The organism is Mycobacterium sp. IS-1742, assembly GCF_001500125.1.
GTDB lineage: Bacteria > Actinomycetota > Actinomycetes > Mycobacteriales > Mycobacteriaceae > Mycobacterium.
The window spans coordinates 84,229-101,538 of the sequence record NZ_LQIV01000001.1; the positions used below are offsets into that span (position 1 = coordinate 84,229).

Genomic DNA, 17,310 nt, shown 5'->3' on the forward strand with positions numbered 1-17,310 from the left:
CTAGGCTGGTGGCCGAGACGTTCTCCGAAGGAAAGCAGGCAACATGAAGACCAAGGGCGCCCTCATCTGGGAGTTCAACAAACCGTGGTCGATCGAGGAGATCGAGATCGGCGACCCGGTTCAGGACGAAGTCAAGATCCGGATGGAAGCGTCGGGCATGTGCCACTCCGACCACCACCTGGTCACCGGCGGTATCCCGATGGCCGGCTTCCCGGTGCTCGGCGGGCACGAGGGCGCCGGCGTCGTCACCGAGGTGGGACCGGGCGTGGAGGACCTCGCCCCCGGCGACCACGTCGTGCTGTCGTTCATCCCGTCCTGCGGCCGCTGTCCGTCGTGTCAGGCGGGCCTGCGCAACCTGTGCGATCTGGGCGCCGGTCTGCTCAACGGGACCGCGGTCTCCGACGGCACCCACCGCATCCACGCCAACGGACAACCGGTCTTCCCCATGACCCTGCTGGGCACGTTCAGCCCGTACATGGTCGTGCACAAGAGCTCCGTGGTGAAGATCGATCCGTCGGTGCCGTTCGAGGTCGCCTGCCTGGTCGGCTGCGGTGTCACCACCGGCTACGGCTCGGCCGTGCGGGCCGGTGACATCCGGCCCGGCGACGACGTCGCGGTGGTCGGCGTCGGCGGTGTCGGCATGTCCGCGCTGCAGGGCGCGGTCAACGCGGGCGCGCGCAACGTCTTCGTCATCGAACCGGTCGAGTGGAAGCGCGACGCCGCGCTGAAGTTCGGCGGCACCCACGCCTACCCCGACCTGGAGTCGGCGTTCGCCGGCATCGCGGAGGTCACCCAGGGGCTGATGGCCAAGAAGGTCATCGTCACCGTCGGCGAACTGCACGGCAACGACGTCGACAACTACGTGAACCTCACGTCGAAGGGCGGCACCTGCGTGCTGACCGCCATCGGCAGCATGCTCGACACCCAGGTGACGCTGAACCTCGCGATGCTGACCCTGCTGCAGAAGAACCTGCAGGGCACCATCTTCGGTGGCGGCAACCCGCACTTCGACATCCCGCAGCTGCTGTCGATGTACAAGGCGGGCAAGCTCAACCTCGACGACATGATCACCCGGCAGTACAAGCTGGAGCAGATCAATGAAGGCTACTCGGACATGTTGGAGGGCAAGAACATCCGCGGCGTCATCCGCTACACCGACAACGACTGGTAAGCCATGACCACGGTCGAGCAGTCTCCGGTGGTCGCAGCGTCGCGCGCGTCGTGGCGCTGCGTCCAGTCCGGCGACAAAGAGGGCTGGCTGGCCCTGATGGCCGACGACGTCGTCATCGAGGACCCGATCGGCGAGGCGGTCACCAACCCGGACGGCAACGGGGTGCGCGGCAAGGACGCCGTCGCGGCGTTCTACGACGCCAACATCGGCCCGAACACGCTCACGGTCACCTGTGAGGCGACGTTCCCGTCCAGTTCTCCGTCGGAGATCGCCTACATCCTGGTGTTGCGCACCGAGTTCCCGAACGGCTTCGTCGCGACCGTCCGCGGGGTGTTCACCTACCGGGTCGACCAGAGCGGCCTCATCACGAACCTGCGTGGCTACTGGAACATGAATTCGATGACCTTCGAAGAGGCCCAGGGCGATTAGCGGGTCACGACCGCTGGCGGGCCGCGGCGCGGTCGTCGTCGGTGGTTCTCGCGGTATCGGCCTCGCGGTGGCCGAACTGCTCTCGGCACAGGGCGCCGGGGTGGTGGTCAGTGGACGCGACGCCGATGCCGTCGACCGCGCCGCGCAACGAATCTCGGGTGTCGGCTGTGCGGGTTCGCCCGCCGACCCCGAGACGGCCGACGCACTGGTCGAACGGTGTGTGCGCGAATTCGGGCGCATCGACATCCTGGTCAACTGTGCGGGTACCGCGGAGCCGCCCGGTTCGTCGATCCTCAACGTCAGCTCGGCTCAGTTCCGAGACCTGCTCGACGCGCATCTGGGCACGGTGTTCGAGACGTGCCGGGCCGCCGCGCCGCGCATGGTGGCGCAGGGCGGTGGAGCGATCGTCAACACGAGTTCGTTCGCCTTCCTCGGCGACTACGGCGGCACCGGATACCCGGCGGGCAAGGGGGCGGTCAACGGGCTGACATCGGCGATCGCCGCGGAGCTCAAGGAGCACGGCGTGCGCGCGAACGTGGTGTGCCCGGGCGCCAGGACCCGGCTGTCGACCGGCGCCGGATACGAGTCGCACGTCACGGAGTTGAACCGCCGCGGCCTGCTCGACGACGTGAGTCTGCAGGGCGCCCTGGACGCCGCCCCGCCCGAGTACGTGGCGCCCACGTACGCCTACCTGGTCAGCGACCACGCCCGGGACGTGACCGGCCGGATCTTCATCGCGGCCGGTGGGTTCGTCGGCGAGTTCGCCCGGCAGTCCCCCGGCTTGCTCGGGTACCGCGACCACCACGACTCGCCGCCGTGGACCGTGGAGGAACTGCACGAGCTGATCTCCCGTCGAGTGTGAACTCACTGCGAGAATCCGGCCCGTTCTTCGCAGTCAGCGCACATTCGGCGGGTGGAGCCTCACTATGCTCGGGGCCATGGCGACCGTCTTCACGAAGATCATCAACGGGGAACTGCCGGGCCGATTCGTCTACGAGGACGACGACATCGTCGCGTTCCTCACCATCCAGCCGATGACGCAGGGGCACACGTTGGTGGTGCCGCGCGCGGAGATCGACCAGTGGCAGGACATCGAACCCCCCGTGTTCGCCCGCGTGATGGAGGTGTCACAGCTGATCGGCAAGGCCGTCGTCAAGGCCTTCGGCGCCGCACGCGCAGGCGTCATCATCGCCGGCCTCGAAGTGCCGCACCTGCACGTGCACGTCTTTCCCGCCTACAACCTCACCGACTTCGGGTTCGCGCACGTCGAGCAAAACCCGTCGCCGGAGTCCCTCGACGAGGCCCAGGCCAAGATCAAAGCCGCGCTCGCCGAACTCGTGTGACAGTCAGGCGGTTTCGACCGGAACGTCGCTGAAGCGCGGCAGGTTGACCGTGAAGCGGCAGCCCCGCCCGGGCGCCGTCGTCACACGCACCGTCCCGCCGTGGGCCAGCACCAGCGAATCCACGATCGACAGCCCGAGCCCGGTCCCGCCGCTCTCCCTGGCCCGGGACGAGTCGGTGCGATAGAAGCGCTCGAACACCCGGCGCGCATCCTCCTCCGTCATACCGGGCCCCTCGTCGCAGACCTCCAGGACGGCGCTGTGTTCGTCCGTGCCCACCCGCACCGTGATGCCGGCGTGCTTCGGGGTGTGCTGCAACGCATTGGCGACGAGATTGCCCAGCACCTGCCGCAATCGCGCTTCGTCACCGAGAACCTCTGGCGTCCCCGGGCCGTCGAGCACCTGCAGCGTGATCGTGCGCTCGGGCGCGATGGACTGTGCATCGTGGACCGCGTCGGTGGCCAGCGTGAGCAGGTCCACCCGATGCCGCTCGAGCGGTCGCTGCGCGTCGAGACGCGCCAGCAGCAGCAGATCCTCGACCAGCAGGCCCATCCGGCGCGATTCGCTCTCGATGCGGTTCATCAGCATCTCGACGTCGCGGGCGGCGCCCTGGCGGTACAGCTCGGCGAACCCGCGGATCGTGGTCAGCGGCGTGCGCAACTCGTGGCTGGCGTCGGTGATGAATCGGCGCATCCGCTCCTCCGAGGTGCGTGCGGCGTCCGCCGACGACTCCGATGACGCGACGGCCCGCTGGATCTGGGCCAGCATTCCGTTGAGCGCCAACGACAGTCGCCCCACCTCCGTGCGCGGATCCCGCTGGGGCACCCGACGGTCGAGTTGACCCGCCGCGATCGCCGCCGCCGTCTCCTCGACCTCCGCGAGCGGACGCAGGCTGCGGTGCACCACCGCATAACCCGCGACTCCGAGCACCAGCAGCACCGCCGCGCCGATACCCACCTGCGACCACACCAGGGCGCGCACCGTCGACTGCACTTCCGACAGGTCGATCGCCACCGTGGTCAGCGCACCGCCGCGGCCGCGGACGGTCATCGCGCGCCACTGAACGTCGGAGTGGTTCACCGACCCGACGGTGACCGGGACAGGGCCGACGTCGTTGGAGGCCGGCAGGACCGGTTCGGCCTCGCGGTCGTTGACCGCTGTCCACATCCGTCCGTCGGGCCCGGTGCCGCGCACATAGAAGTTCGACGGCGGCCGGGCCGGGTTGGGTCCTGCCAGCGGCCGCGCGGGCAGCTGTCGCGGCGCTTGGGCCCAACTGCGCGAGGCGTCGAGCAGGGTCTGGTCCACCCGGCTCTCCAGGCTGTGCCGCATGATCGACGTCACCGCGATACCGGAGGCGAGCAGCCCCAACGCCACGAGCACCAGCGTCGCGGCCACCAGGCCGAGCCACAGTGGCACACCCCCGCGCACTACCTGGGCTTTCGGCTCTTCGCGCAAGCGCTCATCGCGGCTCGCGCAGGACGTACCCCACCCCGCGCAGCGTGTGCAACAACCGCCGGTCACCGGTGTCGATCTTGCGACGCAGATACGACACGTAGGACTCGACGACGTTGACGTCGCCACCGAAGTCGTAGCGCCACACGTGATCGAGGATCTTGGGCTTCGACAACACGGTGCCTGCGTTGATGACGAAGTACCGCAGCAGGGTGAACTCGGTCGGCGACAGCGACACCGGTTCGCCGGCCTTCCACACCTCGTGGGTGTCCTCGTCGAGTTCGATGTCGGCGAAGCTCAGCCGCGAGGTCTTCGGTTCATCGGTCCCGCGGCCGGTGCGCCGCAGGATCACCCGCAGCCGTGCGACGACCTCTTCGAGGCTGAACGGTTTGGTGACGTAGTCGTCGCCGCCCAGGGTCAGCCCCGCGACCTTGTCCTGCAGCGAATCGCGCGCGGTCAGGAACAGGGCCGGAGCGTCGATACCGTCGGCCCGCAGGCGGCGGAGCAGGCCGAACCCATCCATGCCGGGCATCATCACATCGAGGATCACCGCGTCGGGACGCACGTCGCGGGCCTTGTCGAGCGCGGAGGCCCCGTCGGAGGCGGTGTGCACCTCGAAACCCTGGAACTTCAGGCTGACCGACAGCAGTTCGACGATGTTGGCCTCGTCGTCGACGACGAGAACCCGCGCCTCGGGGGTGGTGTCGGGAAGTGCAGCCACGGCCATGGACTTCAATGTCCGCCCCACGGCTTGGAGTAATGCTGCGGGTTGGCTGTGAGATCTCTGTGAGTTCGGGCTTGCACAGTCCATAGACTGGCGGCATGGACTTCGGCAAGAACCTGATGCAGCTCGCGACCGCACCGGCGCGCATCGGGCTCGCCGCCGCGGAGACCAGTCTGGGAATCGCCACCTCGGCGATCGGCGTGGCCAAGGCCACGCTCGGGGAGGATCCGGGGGTCACCGCCAACCCGGGTGCCTTCGCCGGTCTGCTCGGCATCAACGACGCGGTGGAACGAGCGAACCGCCTGGCCAGGCTGATGGACGAGGACCAGCCCCTCGGGCGCGCCCTGGCCCCGGACGGACCCATCGACCGCCTGCTCAAACCGGGTGGGGTCGTCGACCGTCTCACCGCGCCGGGCGGCGTGCTGGACCGGTTGACGCAGGACGACGGCGGGCTGATGCGCGCCATCGAACCGGGCGGCCTGGTCGACCAGTTGCTCGACGAGGACGGTTTGGTCGAACGGCTGCTGGCCGAGGACGGTATCGCCGACCGGCTGCTGGCCGAGGGTGGGCTGGTCGACAAGCTGACCGCCCGCAACGGACCGCTCGAACAGCTCGCCGACGTGGCCGACACCCTGAACCGGTTGACGCCGGGCCTCGAAGCGCTGGCGCCGACGGTCGAAGCGCTGCGTGAGGCCGTGATCGCGTTGAGTCAGGTGGTGAACCCGCTGAGCAACATCGCCGACCGGATCCCGCTGCCCGGTCGCAGGCTCGGCCGGCGGACCCCGACGACGCCCACCACCGCGGTGCGCTCCCAACGGGTGATCGACGTGGAGGAGTGACCGGATAAACTCTGCGTCACCCGCCTCCTTAGCTCAGTGGTAGAGCACTCGCCTTGTAAGCGAAAGGTCGTCAGTTCAATCCTGACAGGGGGCTCCACGCCGCAAACCCGGGTTGGATTCACGCCGGTCTGGGTAATCTGCCGCTCGTGCTCAGCGGAGATTCAACGGTGGCCATCGACGATTGCCATGGATGTGGCTACCCACGGTTGGGGCCCGGTCTGTGCGCTCCCTGCGAGTCCTTCTCCGCCTTGCCGTTCATGCGTCTGGAGGAACGTTTCACCGGTTAGGAGTCGCGAGTATGCCCACGGAGTTTCGCCGCTGGTCCGCCGTTGTGGGAATCGGCACCGCCGGATGGGTGACGACGAGGGCAGCGGCGACTGACGACTGACGTTGGCGTCACCGCGTTCCGGGGTATGCCAGGGCGATGACCGTCATCGGCTTCCACTGCTCACACGAGCAGATCGACCCCGCCCAGCTCCTCAAGGACGTCCAGCACGCCGAGCAGGCCGGCTTCACCGCCGGCATGTCCTCCGACCATTTCAGCCCGTGGAGCGAGCGGCAGGGGGAGTCCGGTTTCGCCTGGGCCTTCCTCGGCTCGGCTCTCGCGACCACCGGCCTGCCGTTCGGGGTCGTCAACGCCCCCGGACAGCGCTATCACCCGGCGATCATCGCGCAGGCCATCGCCACGCTGGCTCAGATGTTCCCCGGCCGGTTCTGGGCCGCGCTGGGCTCGGGCGAGGCGTCCAACGAGCGGATCACCGGCCAGGCGTGGCCCCGCAAGGAGGTCCGCGACGCGCGCCTCGTCGAATGTGTCGACGTCATCCGGCGCCTGCTGCGCGGTGAGGAGGTGAGCCACGAGGGCTTGGTCGAGGTCAACCGGGCCCGGCTGTGGACGCTGCCCGAGGTGGTGCCCGACCTCGTGGGGCCCGCCGTGACGCCGCAGACAGCGGCCCGCCACGCCGCCTGGGCGGACGGCCTGATCACCGTCAATCAGCCGCCGGACAAGCTCAAAGCGGTGCTCGACGCGTATCGCGAGGCCGGCGGGCGGGGACCGGCCCGGCTGCAGATCCACCTGAGCTGGGCGGGCACCGACGACGAAGCCATGGCGATCGCCCACGACCAGTGGCGCAACAACGTGTTCGACCCGCCGGTGTCGTGGGACACCGAGACGGTCGAGGCGTTCGACATCATCGGCGGCGCGGTCTCCACCGAGAAGGTAGGCGGCGCGGTGCGGGTCTCGGCGGACCTGGGCCGCCACGCCGAATGGCTCGCCGAGTACGTCGAGCAGGGGTGGAAGGAGCTCTACCTGCACTTCGTCGGCAAAGAGCAGGCGGGTTTCATCGACGCCTTCGGCGAGCACGTGCTGCCGCAGCTCGCGCCGACGGCGCCGGCGCCGAGCGCGGCGATCGCATGAGGAAGATCGAGACCGGTGACCTCTGGTGGAAGAACGCCGTCTTCTACTGCGCGGACATCGAGACGTTCTACGACTGGAACGGCGACGGCACCGGCGACATCCGGGGCATGACCGAGCGCATCGAGTATCTCTTCGACCTCGGCGTCACCTGTCTGTGGCTGATGCCGTTCTATCCCACCGCCCGCAAGGACGACGGCTACGACATCACCGATTTCTTCGGTGTCGATCAGCGCCTCGGCAACCTCGGCGACTTCGTCGAGCTGGTGCGGACCGCTCGTTCGAAGGGCATCCGGGTGATCGTCGACTTCGTCATGAACCACACCTCCGACGCACACCCGTGGTTCAAGTCCGCCCGGCGCAGCAAGGACGATCCGTACCGCGACTACTACGTGTGGAGTGAGACCGAGCCGCCGTCGAGCCCGTCCGACGTCGTCTTCCCCGACCAGGAGGACAGCCTCTGGGAGAAGGATCCCAAGACGGGCGAGTGGTACCTGCACCACTTCTACAAACACCAGCCCGACCTCAACATCGCGAATCCACAAGTGCAGGAAGAAATCTCACGTACGTTGGGTTTCTGGCTGCAGCTGGGGGTCTCGGGCTTCCGGGTCGACGCGGTCCCGTTCCTGTTCGCCCGCGACGGTGCGCCGGGAGACCCCGGCGCGTTCGACCCCTACGAGTACCTCGGTGACGTCCGGAACTTCGTCACCCGACGGGTGGGCGATGCGGTGCTGCTCGGGGAGGTCAACGTGCCCTACGACGACCAGAAGTCGTTCTTCGGCGGCCCCGACGGCGACGGGCTCAACATGCAGTTCGACTTCATCGGCATGCAGAACCTGTACCTGTCGATGGCGCGCGGTGACGCCGGACCGATCGCCGCGGCGCTGCGCGAACGCCCGCCGCTCGACGAGACCAGCCAGTGGGCGAACTTCGTGCGCAATCACGACGAGCTCACACTCGACAAACTCGGCGAGTCCGAACGTCAGGAGGTCTTCGACGCGTTCGGTCCCGAGCCGGACATGCAGCTCTACGGCCGCGGACTGCGACGGCGATTGCCGTCGATGCTCGGTGGCGACGAGCGGCGGATGCGCATGGTCTACTCGCTGGCGTTCTCGCTGCCCGGGACCCCGGTGCTGTTCTACGGCGAGGAGATCGGCATGGCCGAGAACCTCGACGTCCCAGGGCGTTTCGCGGTGCGGGTGCCCATGCAATGGACCCGCGACGCCAACGGCGGCTTCTCCAGGGCCGCCCCGAGGCGGCTCCCACGGCCCGTCACCGACGGCCTGTACGGGCCGGAACAGGTCAACGTCGCCGACCAGCGCCACGACCACCAGTCGTTCTGGTGGTTCATCCGCGACCTGATCTACACCTACCGCCAGCAACCCGAGATCGGCTGGTCGACGGCCGAGGTGCTCGATCAACCCAACCCCGCGGTGCTCGCGCACTGCTGCCGGGAGAAGAGCGGGTGGACCATGGTGGCGTTGCACAACTTCGGCGCCGACCGCTGCATGGTGCCGATCCAGATCGCCGACGCGCCGGAGGGATCCACGCTCGTCGACCTGCTGGACGGCTTGTCCGTCCATGAGATGGACGCGAAGGGCAGGCTCGACGTCGGCCTCGACGGCTACGGCTACCGCTGGTTGCGGCTGCTCAGACCGGGCGACGACCCCATCATCTGAGGACCGACCGTGTGGGAGATCGCGATCGGCATCGGTGTCGGTCTCGTGGTGACCTGGCTCGTGCTCATCGCCGTGCTGATCGCCGTGCGGCCCCGGGGCGGCCTGCTGCGCGAGGCACTGCGGATCCTGCCCGACGTCCTGCGGCTCATCCGCAGGCTGGCCGCCGACACATCGCTGCCCGCCGGGGTCCGGGTGCGCCTGATGCTGCTGCTCGCCTACCTCGCGCTGCCCTTCGACCTGATCCCCGACTTCGTTCCGGTGCTGGGCTACGCCGACGACGCGATCGTGGTCGTCGCGGTGCTGCGCAGCGTGGTGCGCCGGGCAGGGCTGGAGTCGGTGCGGCGCCACTGGCCCGGAAGCGACGACGGGTTCCAGGCGTTGTGCCGGATCACCGGATTGACCGCCTCACACCGTGATCCGGGCCAGGAAGCGCCGACTGGCGACGAGATAGCAGACGACGGCCGCCACCTGCGCCACGGGGACCACGACCAGTAGGGCGCGGCCCAGCGCGGCGCTGCCGAGCTGCGCGGTCAGCGCATCGCTGACGAGGCCGGCGAGGAACGGTCCGGCCGATCCGACCACCGCGCCGAAGAAGAGGAACACCGCCGATGCGGTGGCCCGCTGCTCCGGGACGACCAGACGCTGGATCGCCGCGATCGACGGCGCCATGTACGCCGTGCCGATGACGTAGCTCAGCGCGATGAAGACCACGCACAGTGTGGGACTGCCCACGAGGAACGCCGCCACCGAGCACGGCAGCAGCACCGCCGTCATCGCTGCCACCAACCAGAGCAGCCACCGGGGGTCACGGGTGGCCAGCCGGTCGGCCACCCGACCCACCACGAGGAGGCCGACGATGCCGGCCACACCGCTGGCGATCCCGTACCGCAGGCCCACCTCACCGATCGACATCCCATGGCTGCGGATCAGGAAGGCCGGGGCGAATGTGGTCAGCGCATACCCCGCGACAGAGATACACGCCGCACCCGCGACGATGAGCACGTAGCTCGGTTCGCGCAGCAGGTCCCACGGTTTGGCCGTGCGGGTTCGAGGCCCGCGGTCGAGGGCGGGCATGGCCTGGCGGCGTCCGAGCACCACCAGCACCAGAGGTGCGAACGCCACGCTGATGGCGCCCATCACCACGAAAGCGGTGCGCCAGCCGAAGGACTGGGCCAACAGCCCGCCGCCGATCAGGCTCGCCGCACTGGCCAGCGGGATCGACAGTGTGATGACCGCCAGCGGGGCGGCTCGCCGTTCCGGTGCGAAATTGCGGGCCACGTACGCGTGGGCGGCGGGAGTGCTGCCCGCCTCTCCGACCGCCACCCCGACCCGGGTCAGCGCCAGCTGGACCCCGGATTGCGCGGCCCCGCCGACCATGGTCATCACACCCCACAGCCCCAGACACACCGAGACGACCAACCCGAACGCGCCGCGGTCCGCGAAGCGGGCGATGAAGATGCCGAGCACGGCGTAGACGATGAGGAAGCCGAAGCCGTTGATCACTCCGATCGCCGTGTCCGACAACGCCAGGTCGTTCTTGATCGGCTCGGCGAGGACGGCGGGCAGGAAGCGGTCGGCGTAGTTGAGCGTGCCGACGACCGCCAACAGCGCGACGGCCGCCCAGGCCCGCCGCGGCCCGTGCGCCTGCGCCTCGATCGGGGATGTGCCCTGCGTCGTCAGCGCCACGATGCCGAAGCCTGACAGATGCCGGTGTGGCTGTCAGGCGAATCCGCGCGCCCGGGGACGGGCGTTGTTCGTCATTCGGATGCGCGGACGCCGCCGGGCTGGCACGCTGAGCAGTGAGTTTCCCCCCACCTGCCCGCCTCTACCAGCGGAAATGACACTCTCCCTTTTGGGCAGATGTCTTATCACTTACGATAACCACACTCTTGCTTCCTCCCGCGTCCACCGCTTACGCGCAGAAGCAATCCGACGGAATGGAGCGATCACCGATGACCGACACCGTCGCCACCCGCTACTCGGGCACCCGGGTCGCAAGGGTCGAGGACAACCGGCTGCTGACCGGCCGCGGCACCTTCGTCGACGACATCCAGCGCCCCGGAATGCTGCACGCCTGCTTCGTCCGCAGCCCCTTCGCCCGGGCCAGGATCCACGGGATCGACGCCTCCGCCGCCCTGGCCATGCCCGGGGTGTACGCGGTCTACACCGCCGAGGACCTCAACGGCGACGCTGTCGAGGCCTGGCACGCCGTCGCCGGTAAGGACGTCCCCGACACCCCGCGCCCGCCCCTGGCCGAAGGCGAGGTGAAGTTCGTCGGCGATCCCGTCGCGCTCGTCGTCGCCGAATCCCGGTATGTCGCCGAGGACGCGGTCGACGCCGTCGAGGTGAACTACGAACCGCTGCCCGCGGTGGCCGACTTCCGCACCGCGGTGAACGCCGAGACGGTCGTCCACGAGCAGTACCCGGACAATGTCGCCGGCGGGATGGGCGGTGCGCCACCGGACGAGGAGACGTTCTCCTCCGCGGCGTGCGTGGTGAGCGAGAACATCTACCAGCAGATGTACGTGCCCGTTCCGATCGAGACCCGCGGCCTGGTGGTCGAATGGGAGGCCACCACAGGCGATCTGACCCTGTGGGCATCCACCCAGACACCCCACGAACTCCGCGCGTTCACCGCCCGCCTGCTCGGCATCCCGGCCCAGAAGGTCCGGGTGATCATGCGCGACACCGGCGGCGGGTTCGGGCAGAAGGTCGTACCGATGCGTGAGGACATGGTCATCATGCTGGCCGCGCGTAAGGTGCCCAGTGCGCTGAAGTGGATCGAGGACCGGCGCGAGAACCTCATGTCGGCAGGGCAGGCCCGCCACGTCGACGGCACCGCGCGGATGGCCTTCGACGACGACGGCACCATCCTCGCCGTCGACATCGACTTCTCCCAGGACGTCGGCGCGTATCCGACGCCGTACCCGGTGCTCACCACCGCGGCGATCGGCATGTTCTTCCCCGGCCCGTACCGGGTTCCGAAGGCCAGCTTCAACTACAAGACGGTGTTCTCCAACACCGCGGGCCTGCACGCCTACCGCGGCCCCTGGCAGTACGAGACACTCGCGCGCGAGATCATGTTCGACATCGCCGCGCGCAAACTCGACATCGACCCGGTCGAGTTGCGCCGCAAGAACATCCTGCGCGGCGACGAGATGCCGTACTTCAACCCGAACGGCATGCCGTACGACCATGTCGCCCCCGCGGACACGTTCGAGCAGGCCGTCAAGATCCTCGACCACGAAGGTTTCCGCAAGGAACAGGCCGAGGCCCTCGCCGAGGGCCGCTACATCGGGCTCGGTTTCTCCACCTACATCGAACCCACGGGTGCGGCCACCGGCCACCTCGGCACCGAGGGCTGCACGATCCGGATGGAGCCGACGGGCAAGATCAACGTCTACGTCAACGGCGGGTCGACGGGAAACAGTCTGGAGACCACCGTCGTTCAGCTCACCGCCGATGCGCTGGGCGCCGACATCGACGACGTGTCGACCATCCAAGGCGACACCGCCGTCACGCCCTACGGCGCCGGCACACAGGGCAGCCGGAGCGCTCCGATGACCGCGGGCGCGGTGAACGAGGCCGGCTCCATCCTGCGCAAGCAGATCGTTGCGATGGCCGCCCACTTCCTGGGCGTCGAGACGGCTGACATCCAGTTGGGCGGATCGAAGGCGTATGTGCGCGACCACCCCGACAAGAGCGTCACGTTCGCCGACATCGCCTACCGCGCGCACTACCAGCCCGAGCACCTCCCGCCGGGCGGAACAGCGACGCTGGAGGCGACCGCGCGCTTCACCTCGATGGCGATGATCCACTGGGCCAACGCCACCCACGCCTGCACCTGCGAGGTGGACGTGGAGACCGGCCATGTGACGCTGACCCGCTACATCGTCAGCGAGGACGTCGGCCCGATGATCAACCCGAACATCGTCGAGGGGCAGGTGGCCGGCGGCACGGTGCAGGGCATCGGCGGTGCGCTGCTGGAGAGCCTGGTCTACGACGCCGACGGCAACCCGTTGTCGTCGACGTTCGTCGACTACCTGCTGCCGACGGCGACCGAGGTGCCGCCGATCGAGTTCGGCCACGTGGAGATCCCCGGCCCGGGCGTCGGCGGTTACAAGGGCGCGGGCGAGGGTGGCGCGATCGGCTCGACACCGGCCGTGATCAACGCGATCAACGATGCGCTCGCCCCGCTCGGGGTCACCGTCACCCAGTTGCCCGCCACCCCCGCGACCATCGTCGAACTGCTCGAACAAGCGAACCGAGAGGACCACTAGCCGTGGAACTGAACAACGAATTCCGGGTGGCGGTGCCTGCCGCCAAGACCTGGGAGGTGCTCACCGACGTCGAGCGCGTGGCGCCCTGCCTGCCCGGCGCGACCCTGCTGTCGGTCGACGGCGACGAGTTCACCGGCGCGGTCAAGGTGAAGGTCGGCCCGATCACGGTGTCCTACAAGGGGGTTGCCGCGTTCCAGGAGAAGGACGCCGCCGCCCAGCGGGTCGTGCTCAAGGCCTCGGGCAAGGAGACACGGGGTAACGGCAACGCCGCCGCCGTCGTCACCGCACAACTCAAGGACGAGGGCGACGCGACGCAGGTCGTGATCAACACCGACCTCACCATCTCCGGCAAGGCCGCCCAGTTCGGCCGCGGCGTGCTCGCCGACGTCGCCACCAACCTCATCGGCCAGTTCGCCAAGGCCCTCGAGGCCGACGTGCTCGGCGACGCGCCGAAGGCGACGACGGCGCCCACGGCCGAGGCGGCCACCGCCGCCGCGCAGCCTGCCGCCGGCGACTCGGTCGACCTGCTCAAAGTGGTGGCGGTGCCGATGGCCAAACGCTTCGCCCCGGTGGTCGCCGGCGTGGCGGCCGGCGCCGCGGTGGGCTTCCTGATCGGCCGGCGCCGCCATCGCGCGAACCCTGCCGCGGTGCTGGCCGAGGACCTGCAGGCCGCACTCGTTCGCCTGCTGTCGTCATGAAAGCCGCACCGTTCGCCTACCACCGCCCGGACACGGTCGCCGAGGCGGTGCAGATGCTCGCCGAGTTCGGCGAGGACGCCAAGATTCTCGCCGGCGGACAGAGCCTGGTGCCGATGCTGGCCATGCGGCTGACGCACTTCGAGCACCTGATCGACATCTCGCGGATCGGCGAGTTGACGGGCATCGACCTCGTCGACGGGCAGATCGTCGTGCGCGCGGCGACACCGCACGCGTTGGTCGGACTGGACGACGAGGTGGCCGATTCGGTGCCGCTGCTCACGCTGGCCACCCCGCACATCGGGCACTTCCAGATTCGCACCCGCGGCACCCTCGGCGGCGCGATCGCGCACGCCGATCCCGCCGCCGAGTACGCCGCCGTCGCGCTGGCGCTCGACGCGCAGGTCGAGGCGGTGTCGGGTCGCGGCCGCCGCGACGTCGCCGCCGCGGACCTCTTCACCGGGCTGTGGGAGACCTCGCTCGCGGCCGACGAGATCCTGACCGCGGTGCGGTTCCCGGTGTGGACCGGCCGGTGCGGCTTCGCTGTCGAGGAATTCGCGCGCAGACACGGCGATTTCGCGATCGCCGGCGCGGCGGTCGCCCTGGAGGTCGACGGTGACGACCGGGTGACACAGTGCGGTATCGGGTTGCTGGGCCTGGGGTCGACGCCGCTGCGCGGCACCGACGGCGAGCAGGCTCTCGTCGGGGCGCGGCTGTCCGACATCGACGCCGACGAGGTCGGCGGGCTCACGCTGGCCGCACTCTCGGACGTGCCCGCCGATCTGCAGGGTTCGGCGAGCTATCGGCGCCGGGTCGGTGCCGCGATGGTCTCGCGTGCGCTGACGTCGGCCGCCGCACAGGTGACTTCGGAGGAGATGATCCATGCATGAGCTGCCGGTCGAGGTGACGGTCAACGGGCGCACCCGTCGCGGAGTGGTCGAGCCTCGCATCACGTTGGCCGACTTCCTGCGCGAGAACTGCGGGCTCACCGGGACCCACCTCGGCTGCGAGCACGGGGCGTGCGGCGCGTGCACGGTGCTGCTCGACGGGCAGGCGGTCCGCTCCTGCCTGGTGTTCGCCGTACAGGCCGACGGTCAGGAGGTCACCACCGTCGAAGGCATCGCCGTGCCCGACGGTCGGCTCTCCCCCGTGCAGTCCGCGCTGAAGGAGTGCCACGGGCTGCAATGCGGTTTCTGCACACCGGGTTTCGTCACGTCGATCACCGCACTGCTGGCGGACAACCCCGACCCGAGCGACGAGGAGATCCGCGAAGGGCTCTCGGGCAACTTCTGCCGGTGCACCGGATACCAGGGCATCGTCAACGCCGTGCGCCTCGCGGCCGAGAAGACGCGCAACGGAGAGATCGTCACGTCCTGAGCGTGCCGAGGGACCGAGTGTGAACTCACGGCGAAATTCAGTCGATTTCGCCGCCCTGTGTTCACACTCGCCGCCGTCAATACACACTCACGACGGGCTTGCGGCGCTCAGACCACCCCGCGTAGCCCGTCTGCCCCGAAGAGCGGCTCGAGCATCCCGGACATGTCCGGACCGCGCCGCAGGTTGTGTCCGCCGTCGACGTTGATGACCTGCCCGGTGATCCACGACGAGGCGTCGCTGAGCAGGAACACCGACAAATTCGCGATGTCGGCGACCTCGCCGAACCGCGGCAGCGGGGTGCACGCGCGGTAGTCCGCCGACACCTCCGGCGACTCCAGGATGGGCCCGACGAGGTCGGTCTGGATCAGGCCCGGGCGGATACCGTTGACCCGGACCCACGACGGGCCGAGCTCGTCGGCGGCCAGCTTCATGATGTGGTCGAGCGCGGCCTTGCTCGGCCCGTACGCACCGAACCAGCGGTGCACGTTGCTCGAGGCGATCGACGAGATCCCGACGAACGATCCCCCGCCGCCACGCACCAGTTCCCGGGCGGCGTGCTTGAGCACGTACATCGTGCCGTTGACGTTGAGATCCACCGTGCGCCGCCAGGCGTCGGAGTCGATCTGGGTGATCGGGCCGATGGTCTCCGATCCGCCCGCGCTGTGCACCACGCCGTGCAACCGCCCGTGCCATGCCGTGGCGGCCTCGACCAGCCGGGCCGCCTCGTCCTCGTCGGTTACGTCGGTGGGCTCGTAGCGGACCTCGCCGGCCCCCTCACCGCCCGCGGCGGACAGCTCGTCGACCGTGGCGGCGAGCCGGTCGGCGTTGCGGCCGGCGAGCATCACGTCGCCGCCGGCGGCGAGGATCGCCGCGGCGACTCCCTTGCCGATACCGCTGCCACCGCCGGTGACCACATACGTTCTATCCGCCAAGGACAGCTGCACCGCGACCCCTTCGTCGTGAGACCAGAACGCGCCCCGAACTGAAACGCGTTCTAGTTATACGTCACGGCTCGTCGCGCCGGGCCAACTTCGGTGCGCCCAGCTCGCGCCAGTCCGGCACGTCGGGCGGCATGCCGACGGCCACGCGATTCTCGTTGTGCGCCGCCCAGTGCGCATGCCCGAGTTCGTGGATGTGGAAGCCGTGCCGCAGCGCCTCGGTGAACCCCATCGCGTCGGCGGCGGCGTTGACCGAATCCTTGACCAGCAGTGCTGCCATCGTCGGCAGTGCGGCGATCCGGCGCGCGAACTCGACCGTCTTGTCCTCGAGTTCGGCGCGCGGGAAGATCTTCGACACCATGCCCAGGCGGTGCGCCTCGTCGGCGTCGATCGAATCTCCGGTCAGCAGGAGCTCTTTGGCCTTGCGCGGGCCGAACTCCCACGGGTGGGCGTAGTACTCGACACCCGGCATGCCCAGCCGGACCGCCACCACGTCACTGAACTTCGCGTCGTCGGAGGCGACGATGAGGTCGCACGCCCAGATCAGCATCAGCCCCGCCGAGATCGCATTGCCCTGCACCTGGGCGATCGTGATCTTGCGCAGATCGCGCCACCGCCGGGTGTTCTCGAAGAAGTAGTGCCACTCCTGCAGGTAGATCTTCTCCGCGATGGCGGGCCTGGTCGCACCGTTGATCCGGAACGTCGGATGCTGTGCGGGACCGGGGCCGCGTTCGGCGATGGCCTCCTCGGATCCGAGGTCGTGGCCGGCGGAGAAGTTCTTGCCGCGCGCGGCCAGGATCACCACCCGCACCTGATCGTCGGCCTCCGCGCGCCCGAACGCCTCGTCCAGCTGCACCAGCAGCGTCCGGGACTGGGCGTTCTGCGTATGCGGCCGGTTCAGCCAGATCCGCGCGATGCGCCCGTCGTCGAGGGTCTCGTAGGTCACCTGCTCGGCGTCTGCCACAGCAGCACCCT

The 17,310-nt window shown here is 69.0% G+C and carries 16 protein-coding genes, 1 tRNA gene and 1 pseudogene; 13 read left to right on the forward strand and 5 right to left on the reverse strand.

Annotated elements, in window-relative coordinates; all coding sequences use genetic code 11:
• The first annotated feature begins 43 nt into the window (after positions 1-43).
• The 4 genes from AU196_RS00465 (at position 44) to AU196_RS00480 (ending at position 2,943) form a co-directional block, all read left to right on the forward strand.
• Complete coding sequence (locus AU196_RS00465; RefSeq protein ID WP_059093128.1) at positions 44-1,171, forward strand: NDMA-dependent alcohol dehydrogenase; 1,128 nt, start codon at positions 44-46, stop codon at positions 1,169-1,171.
• A 3-nt stretch (positions 1,172-1,174) separates the two neighbouring features.
• Positions 1,175-1,600 carry a nuclear transport factor 2 family protein gene (locus tag AU196_RS00470; protein WP_059093129.1) on the forward strand — a complete coding sequence of 142 codons (426 nt, stop codon included), beginning with the start codon at positions 1,175-1,177 and terminating at the stop codon, positions 1,598-1,600.
• A gap of 13 nt (positions 1,601-1,613) precedes the next feature.
• Positions 1,614-2,462, forward strand: coding sequence for an SDR family NAD(P)-dependent oxidoreductase (locus AU196_RS00475; RefSeq protein ID WP_082695568.1), 849 nt, complete (start codon positions 1,614-1,616; stop codon positions 2,460-2,462).
• 76 nt (positions 2,463-2,538) lie between these two features.
• Positions 2,539-2,943 carry an HIT family protein gene (locus AU196_RS00480; RefSeq protein ID WP_059093387.1) on the forward strand — a complete coding sequence of 135 codons (405 nt, stop codon included), beginning with the start codon at positions 2,539-2,541 and terminating at the stop codon, positions 2,941-2,943.
• 3 nt (positions 2,944-2,946) lie between these two features.
• On the opposite strand, the gene AU196_RS00485 is transcribed toward AU196_RS00480, so the two are convergent.
• Both AU196_RS00485 and AU196_RS00490 read right to left on the reverse strand, forming a co-directional pair.
• On the reverse strand, positions 2,947-4,395 hold the full coding sequence (locus tag AU196_RS00485) for a sensor histidine kinase (protein WP_197415662.1): 1,449 nt from the start codon (positions 4,393-4,395) through the stop codon (positions 2,947-2,949).
• A 4-nt stretch (positions 4,396-4,399) separates the two neighbouring features.
• Positions 4,400-5,119: a response regulator transcription factor gene (locus AU196_RS00490; RefSeq protein WP_059093132.1), complete on the reverse strand. Its 720-nt coding sequence runs from the start codon at positions 5,117-5,119 to the stop codon at positions 4,400-4,402.
• Between the two features lie 95 nt (positions 5,120-5,214).
• Between AU196_RS00490 and AU196_RS00495 the strand changes: the two genes are divergently transcribed.
• From AU196_RS00495 to AU196_RS00515, 5 genes and pseudogenes are all read left to right on the forward strand, one after another.
• Positions 5,215-5,955: an MlaD family protein gene (locus tag AU196_RS00495; RefSeq protein WP_059093133.1), complete on the forward strand. Its 741-nt coding sequence runs from the start codon at positions 5,215-5,217 to the stop codon at positions 5,953-5,955.
• 22 nt (positions 5,956-5,977) lie between these two features.
• Positions 5,978-6,052, forward strand: a tRNA-Thr gene (locus AU196_RS00500).
• A 327-nt stretch (positions 6,053-6,379) separates the two neighbouring features.
• On the forward strand, positions 6,380-7,369 hold the full coding sequence (locus AU196_RS00505; RefSeq protein WP_059093134.1) for a TIGR03885 family FMN-dependent LLM class oxidoreductase: 990 nt from the start codon (positions 6,380-6,382) through the stop codon (positions 7,367-7,369).
• Complete coding sequence (locus AU196_RS00510) at positions 7,366-9,045, forward strand: alpha-amylase family protein (RefSeq protein ID WP_059093135.1); 1,680 nt, start codon at positions 7,366-7,368, stop codon at positions 9,043-9,045. The genes AU196_RS00505 and AU196_RS00510 overlap by 4 nt, the downstream gene beginning before the upstream one ends.
• Positions 9,046-9,054: 9 nt before the next feature.
• Positions 9,055-9,441 (forward strand): annotated as a pseudogene (locus AU196_RS00515) (YkvA family protein); the annotation flags it as partial.
• 9 nt (positions 9,442-9,450) lie between these two features.
• Here the strand turns inward: AU196_RS00515 and AU196_RS00520 are convergent.
• Positions 9,451-10,731: a spinster family MFS transporter gene (locus AU196_RS00520; protein WP_231737237.1), complete on the reverse strand. Its 1,281-nt coding sequence runs from the start codon at positions 10,729-10,731 to the stop codon at positions 9,451-9,453.
• A 266-nt stretch (positions 10,732-10,997) separates the two neighbouring features.
• On the opposite strand from AU196_RS00520, the gene AU196_RS00525 reads away from it, so the two are divergent.
• The 4 genes from AU196_RS00525 to AU196_RS00540 are packed head-to-tail and all read left to right on the forward strand — an operon-like array spanning position 10,998 to position 15,397.
• The gene (locus tag AU196_RS00525) at positions 10,998-13,325 is read left to right on the forward strand and encodes a xanthine dehydrogenase family protein molybdopterin-binding subunit (RefSeq protein WP_059093137.1); all 2,328 of its coding nucleotides are present in this window, start codon (positions 10,998-11,000) and stop codon (positions 13,323-13,325) included.
• A 2-nt stretch (positions 13,326-13,327) separates the two neighbouring features.
• Positions 13,328-14,023: an SRPBCC family protein gene (locus AU196_RS00530; protein ID WP_059093138.1), complete on the forward strand. Its 696-nt coding sequence runs from the start codon at positions 13,328-13,330 to the stop codon at positions 14,021-14,023.
• Positions 14,020-14,910: an FAD binding domain-containing protein gene (locus tag AU196_RS00535; RefSeq protein ID WP_059093139.1), complete on the forward strand. Its 891-nt coding sequence runs from the start codon at positions 14,020-14,022 to the stop codon at positions 14,908-14,910. Before AU196_RS00530 ends, AU196_RS00535 begins: the two co-directional genes overlap by 4 nt.
• Entirely contained in the window at positions 14,903-15,397 is a 495-nt protein-coding gene (locus AU196_RS00540; RefSeq protein WP_059093140.1) for a (2Fe-2S)-binding protein, read from the forward strand. Before AU196_RS00535 ends, AU196_RS00540 begins: the two co-directional genes overlap by 8 nt.
• Before the next feature lie 107 nt (positions 15,398-15,504).
• On the opposite strand, the gene AU196_RS00545 is transcribed toward AU196_RS00540, so the two are convergent.
• Together AU196_RS00545 and AU196_RS00550 are read right to left on the reverse strand one after the other, a co-directional pair.
• Entirely contained in the window at positions 15,505-16,341 is an 837-nt protein-coding gene (locus AU196_RS00545) for an SDR family oxidoreductase (RefSeq protein ID WP_059093141.1), read from the reverse strand.
• 61 nt (positions 16,342-16,402) lie between these two features.
• Positions 16,403-17,299, reverse strand: a complete 897-nt coding sequence (locus AU196_RS00550) for an enoyl-CoA hydratase (RefSeq protein ID WP_011561984.1) — start codon at positions 17,297-17,299, stop codon at positions 16,403-16,405.
• Positions 17,300-17,310: the final 11 nt, after the last annotated feature.

Coding starts and splice junctions, on each gene's coding strand:
- AU196_RS00525 (WP_059093137.1), top strand. CDS start 10,998: ATGACCGACACCGTCGCCACCCGCTACTCGGGCACCCGGGTCGCAAGG.
- AU196_RS00540 (WP_059093140.1), top strand. CDS start 14,903: ATGCATGAGCTGCCGGTCGAGGTGACGGTCAACGGGCGCACCCGTCGC.
- AU196_RS00490 (WP_059093132.1), bottom strand. CDS start 5,119: ATGGCCGTGGCTGCACTTCCCGACACCACCCCCGAGGCGCGGGTTCTC.
- AU196_RS00535 (WP_059093139.1), top strand. CDS start 14,020: ATGAAAGCCGCACCGTTCGCCTACCACCGCCCGGACACGGTCGCCGAG.
- AU196_RS00495 (WP_059093133.1), top strand. CDS start 5,215: ATGGACTTCGGCAAGAACCTGATGCAGCTCGCGACCGCACCGGCGCGC.
- AU196_RS00465 (WP_059093128.1), top strand. CDS start 44: ATGAAGACCAAGGGCGCCCTCATCTGGGAGTTCAACAAACCGTGGTCG.
- AU196_RS00510 (WP_059093135.1), top strand. CDS start 7,366: ATGAGGAAGATCGAGACCGGTGACCTCTGGTGGAAGAACGCCGTCTTC.
- AU196_RS00480 (WP_059093387.1), top strand. CDS start 2,539: ATGGCGACCGTCTTCACGAAGATCATCAACGGGGAACTGCCGGGCCGA.
- AU196_RS00505 (WP_059093134.1), top strand. CDS start 6,380: ATGACCGTCATCGGCTTCCACTGCTCACACGAGCAGATCGACCCCGCC.
- AU196_RS00470 (WP_059093129.1), top strand. CDS start 1,175: ATGACCACGGTCGAGCAGTCTCCGGTGGTCGCAGCGTCGCGCGCGTCG.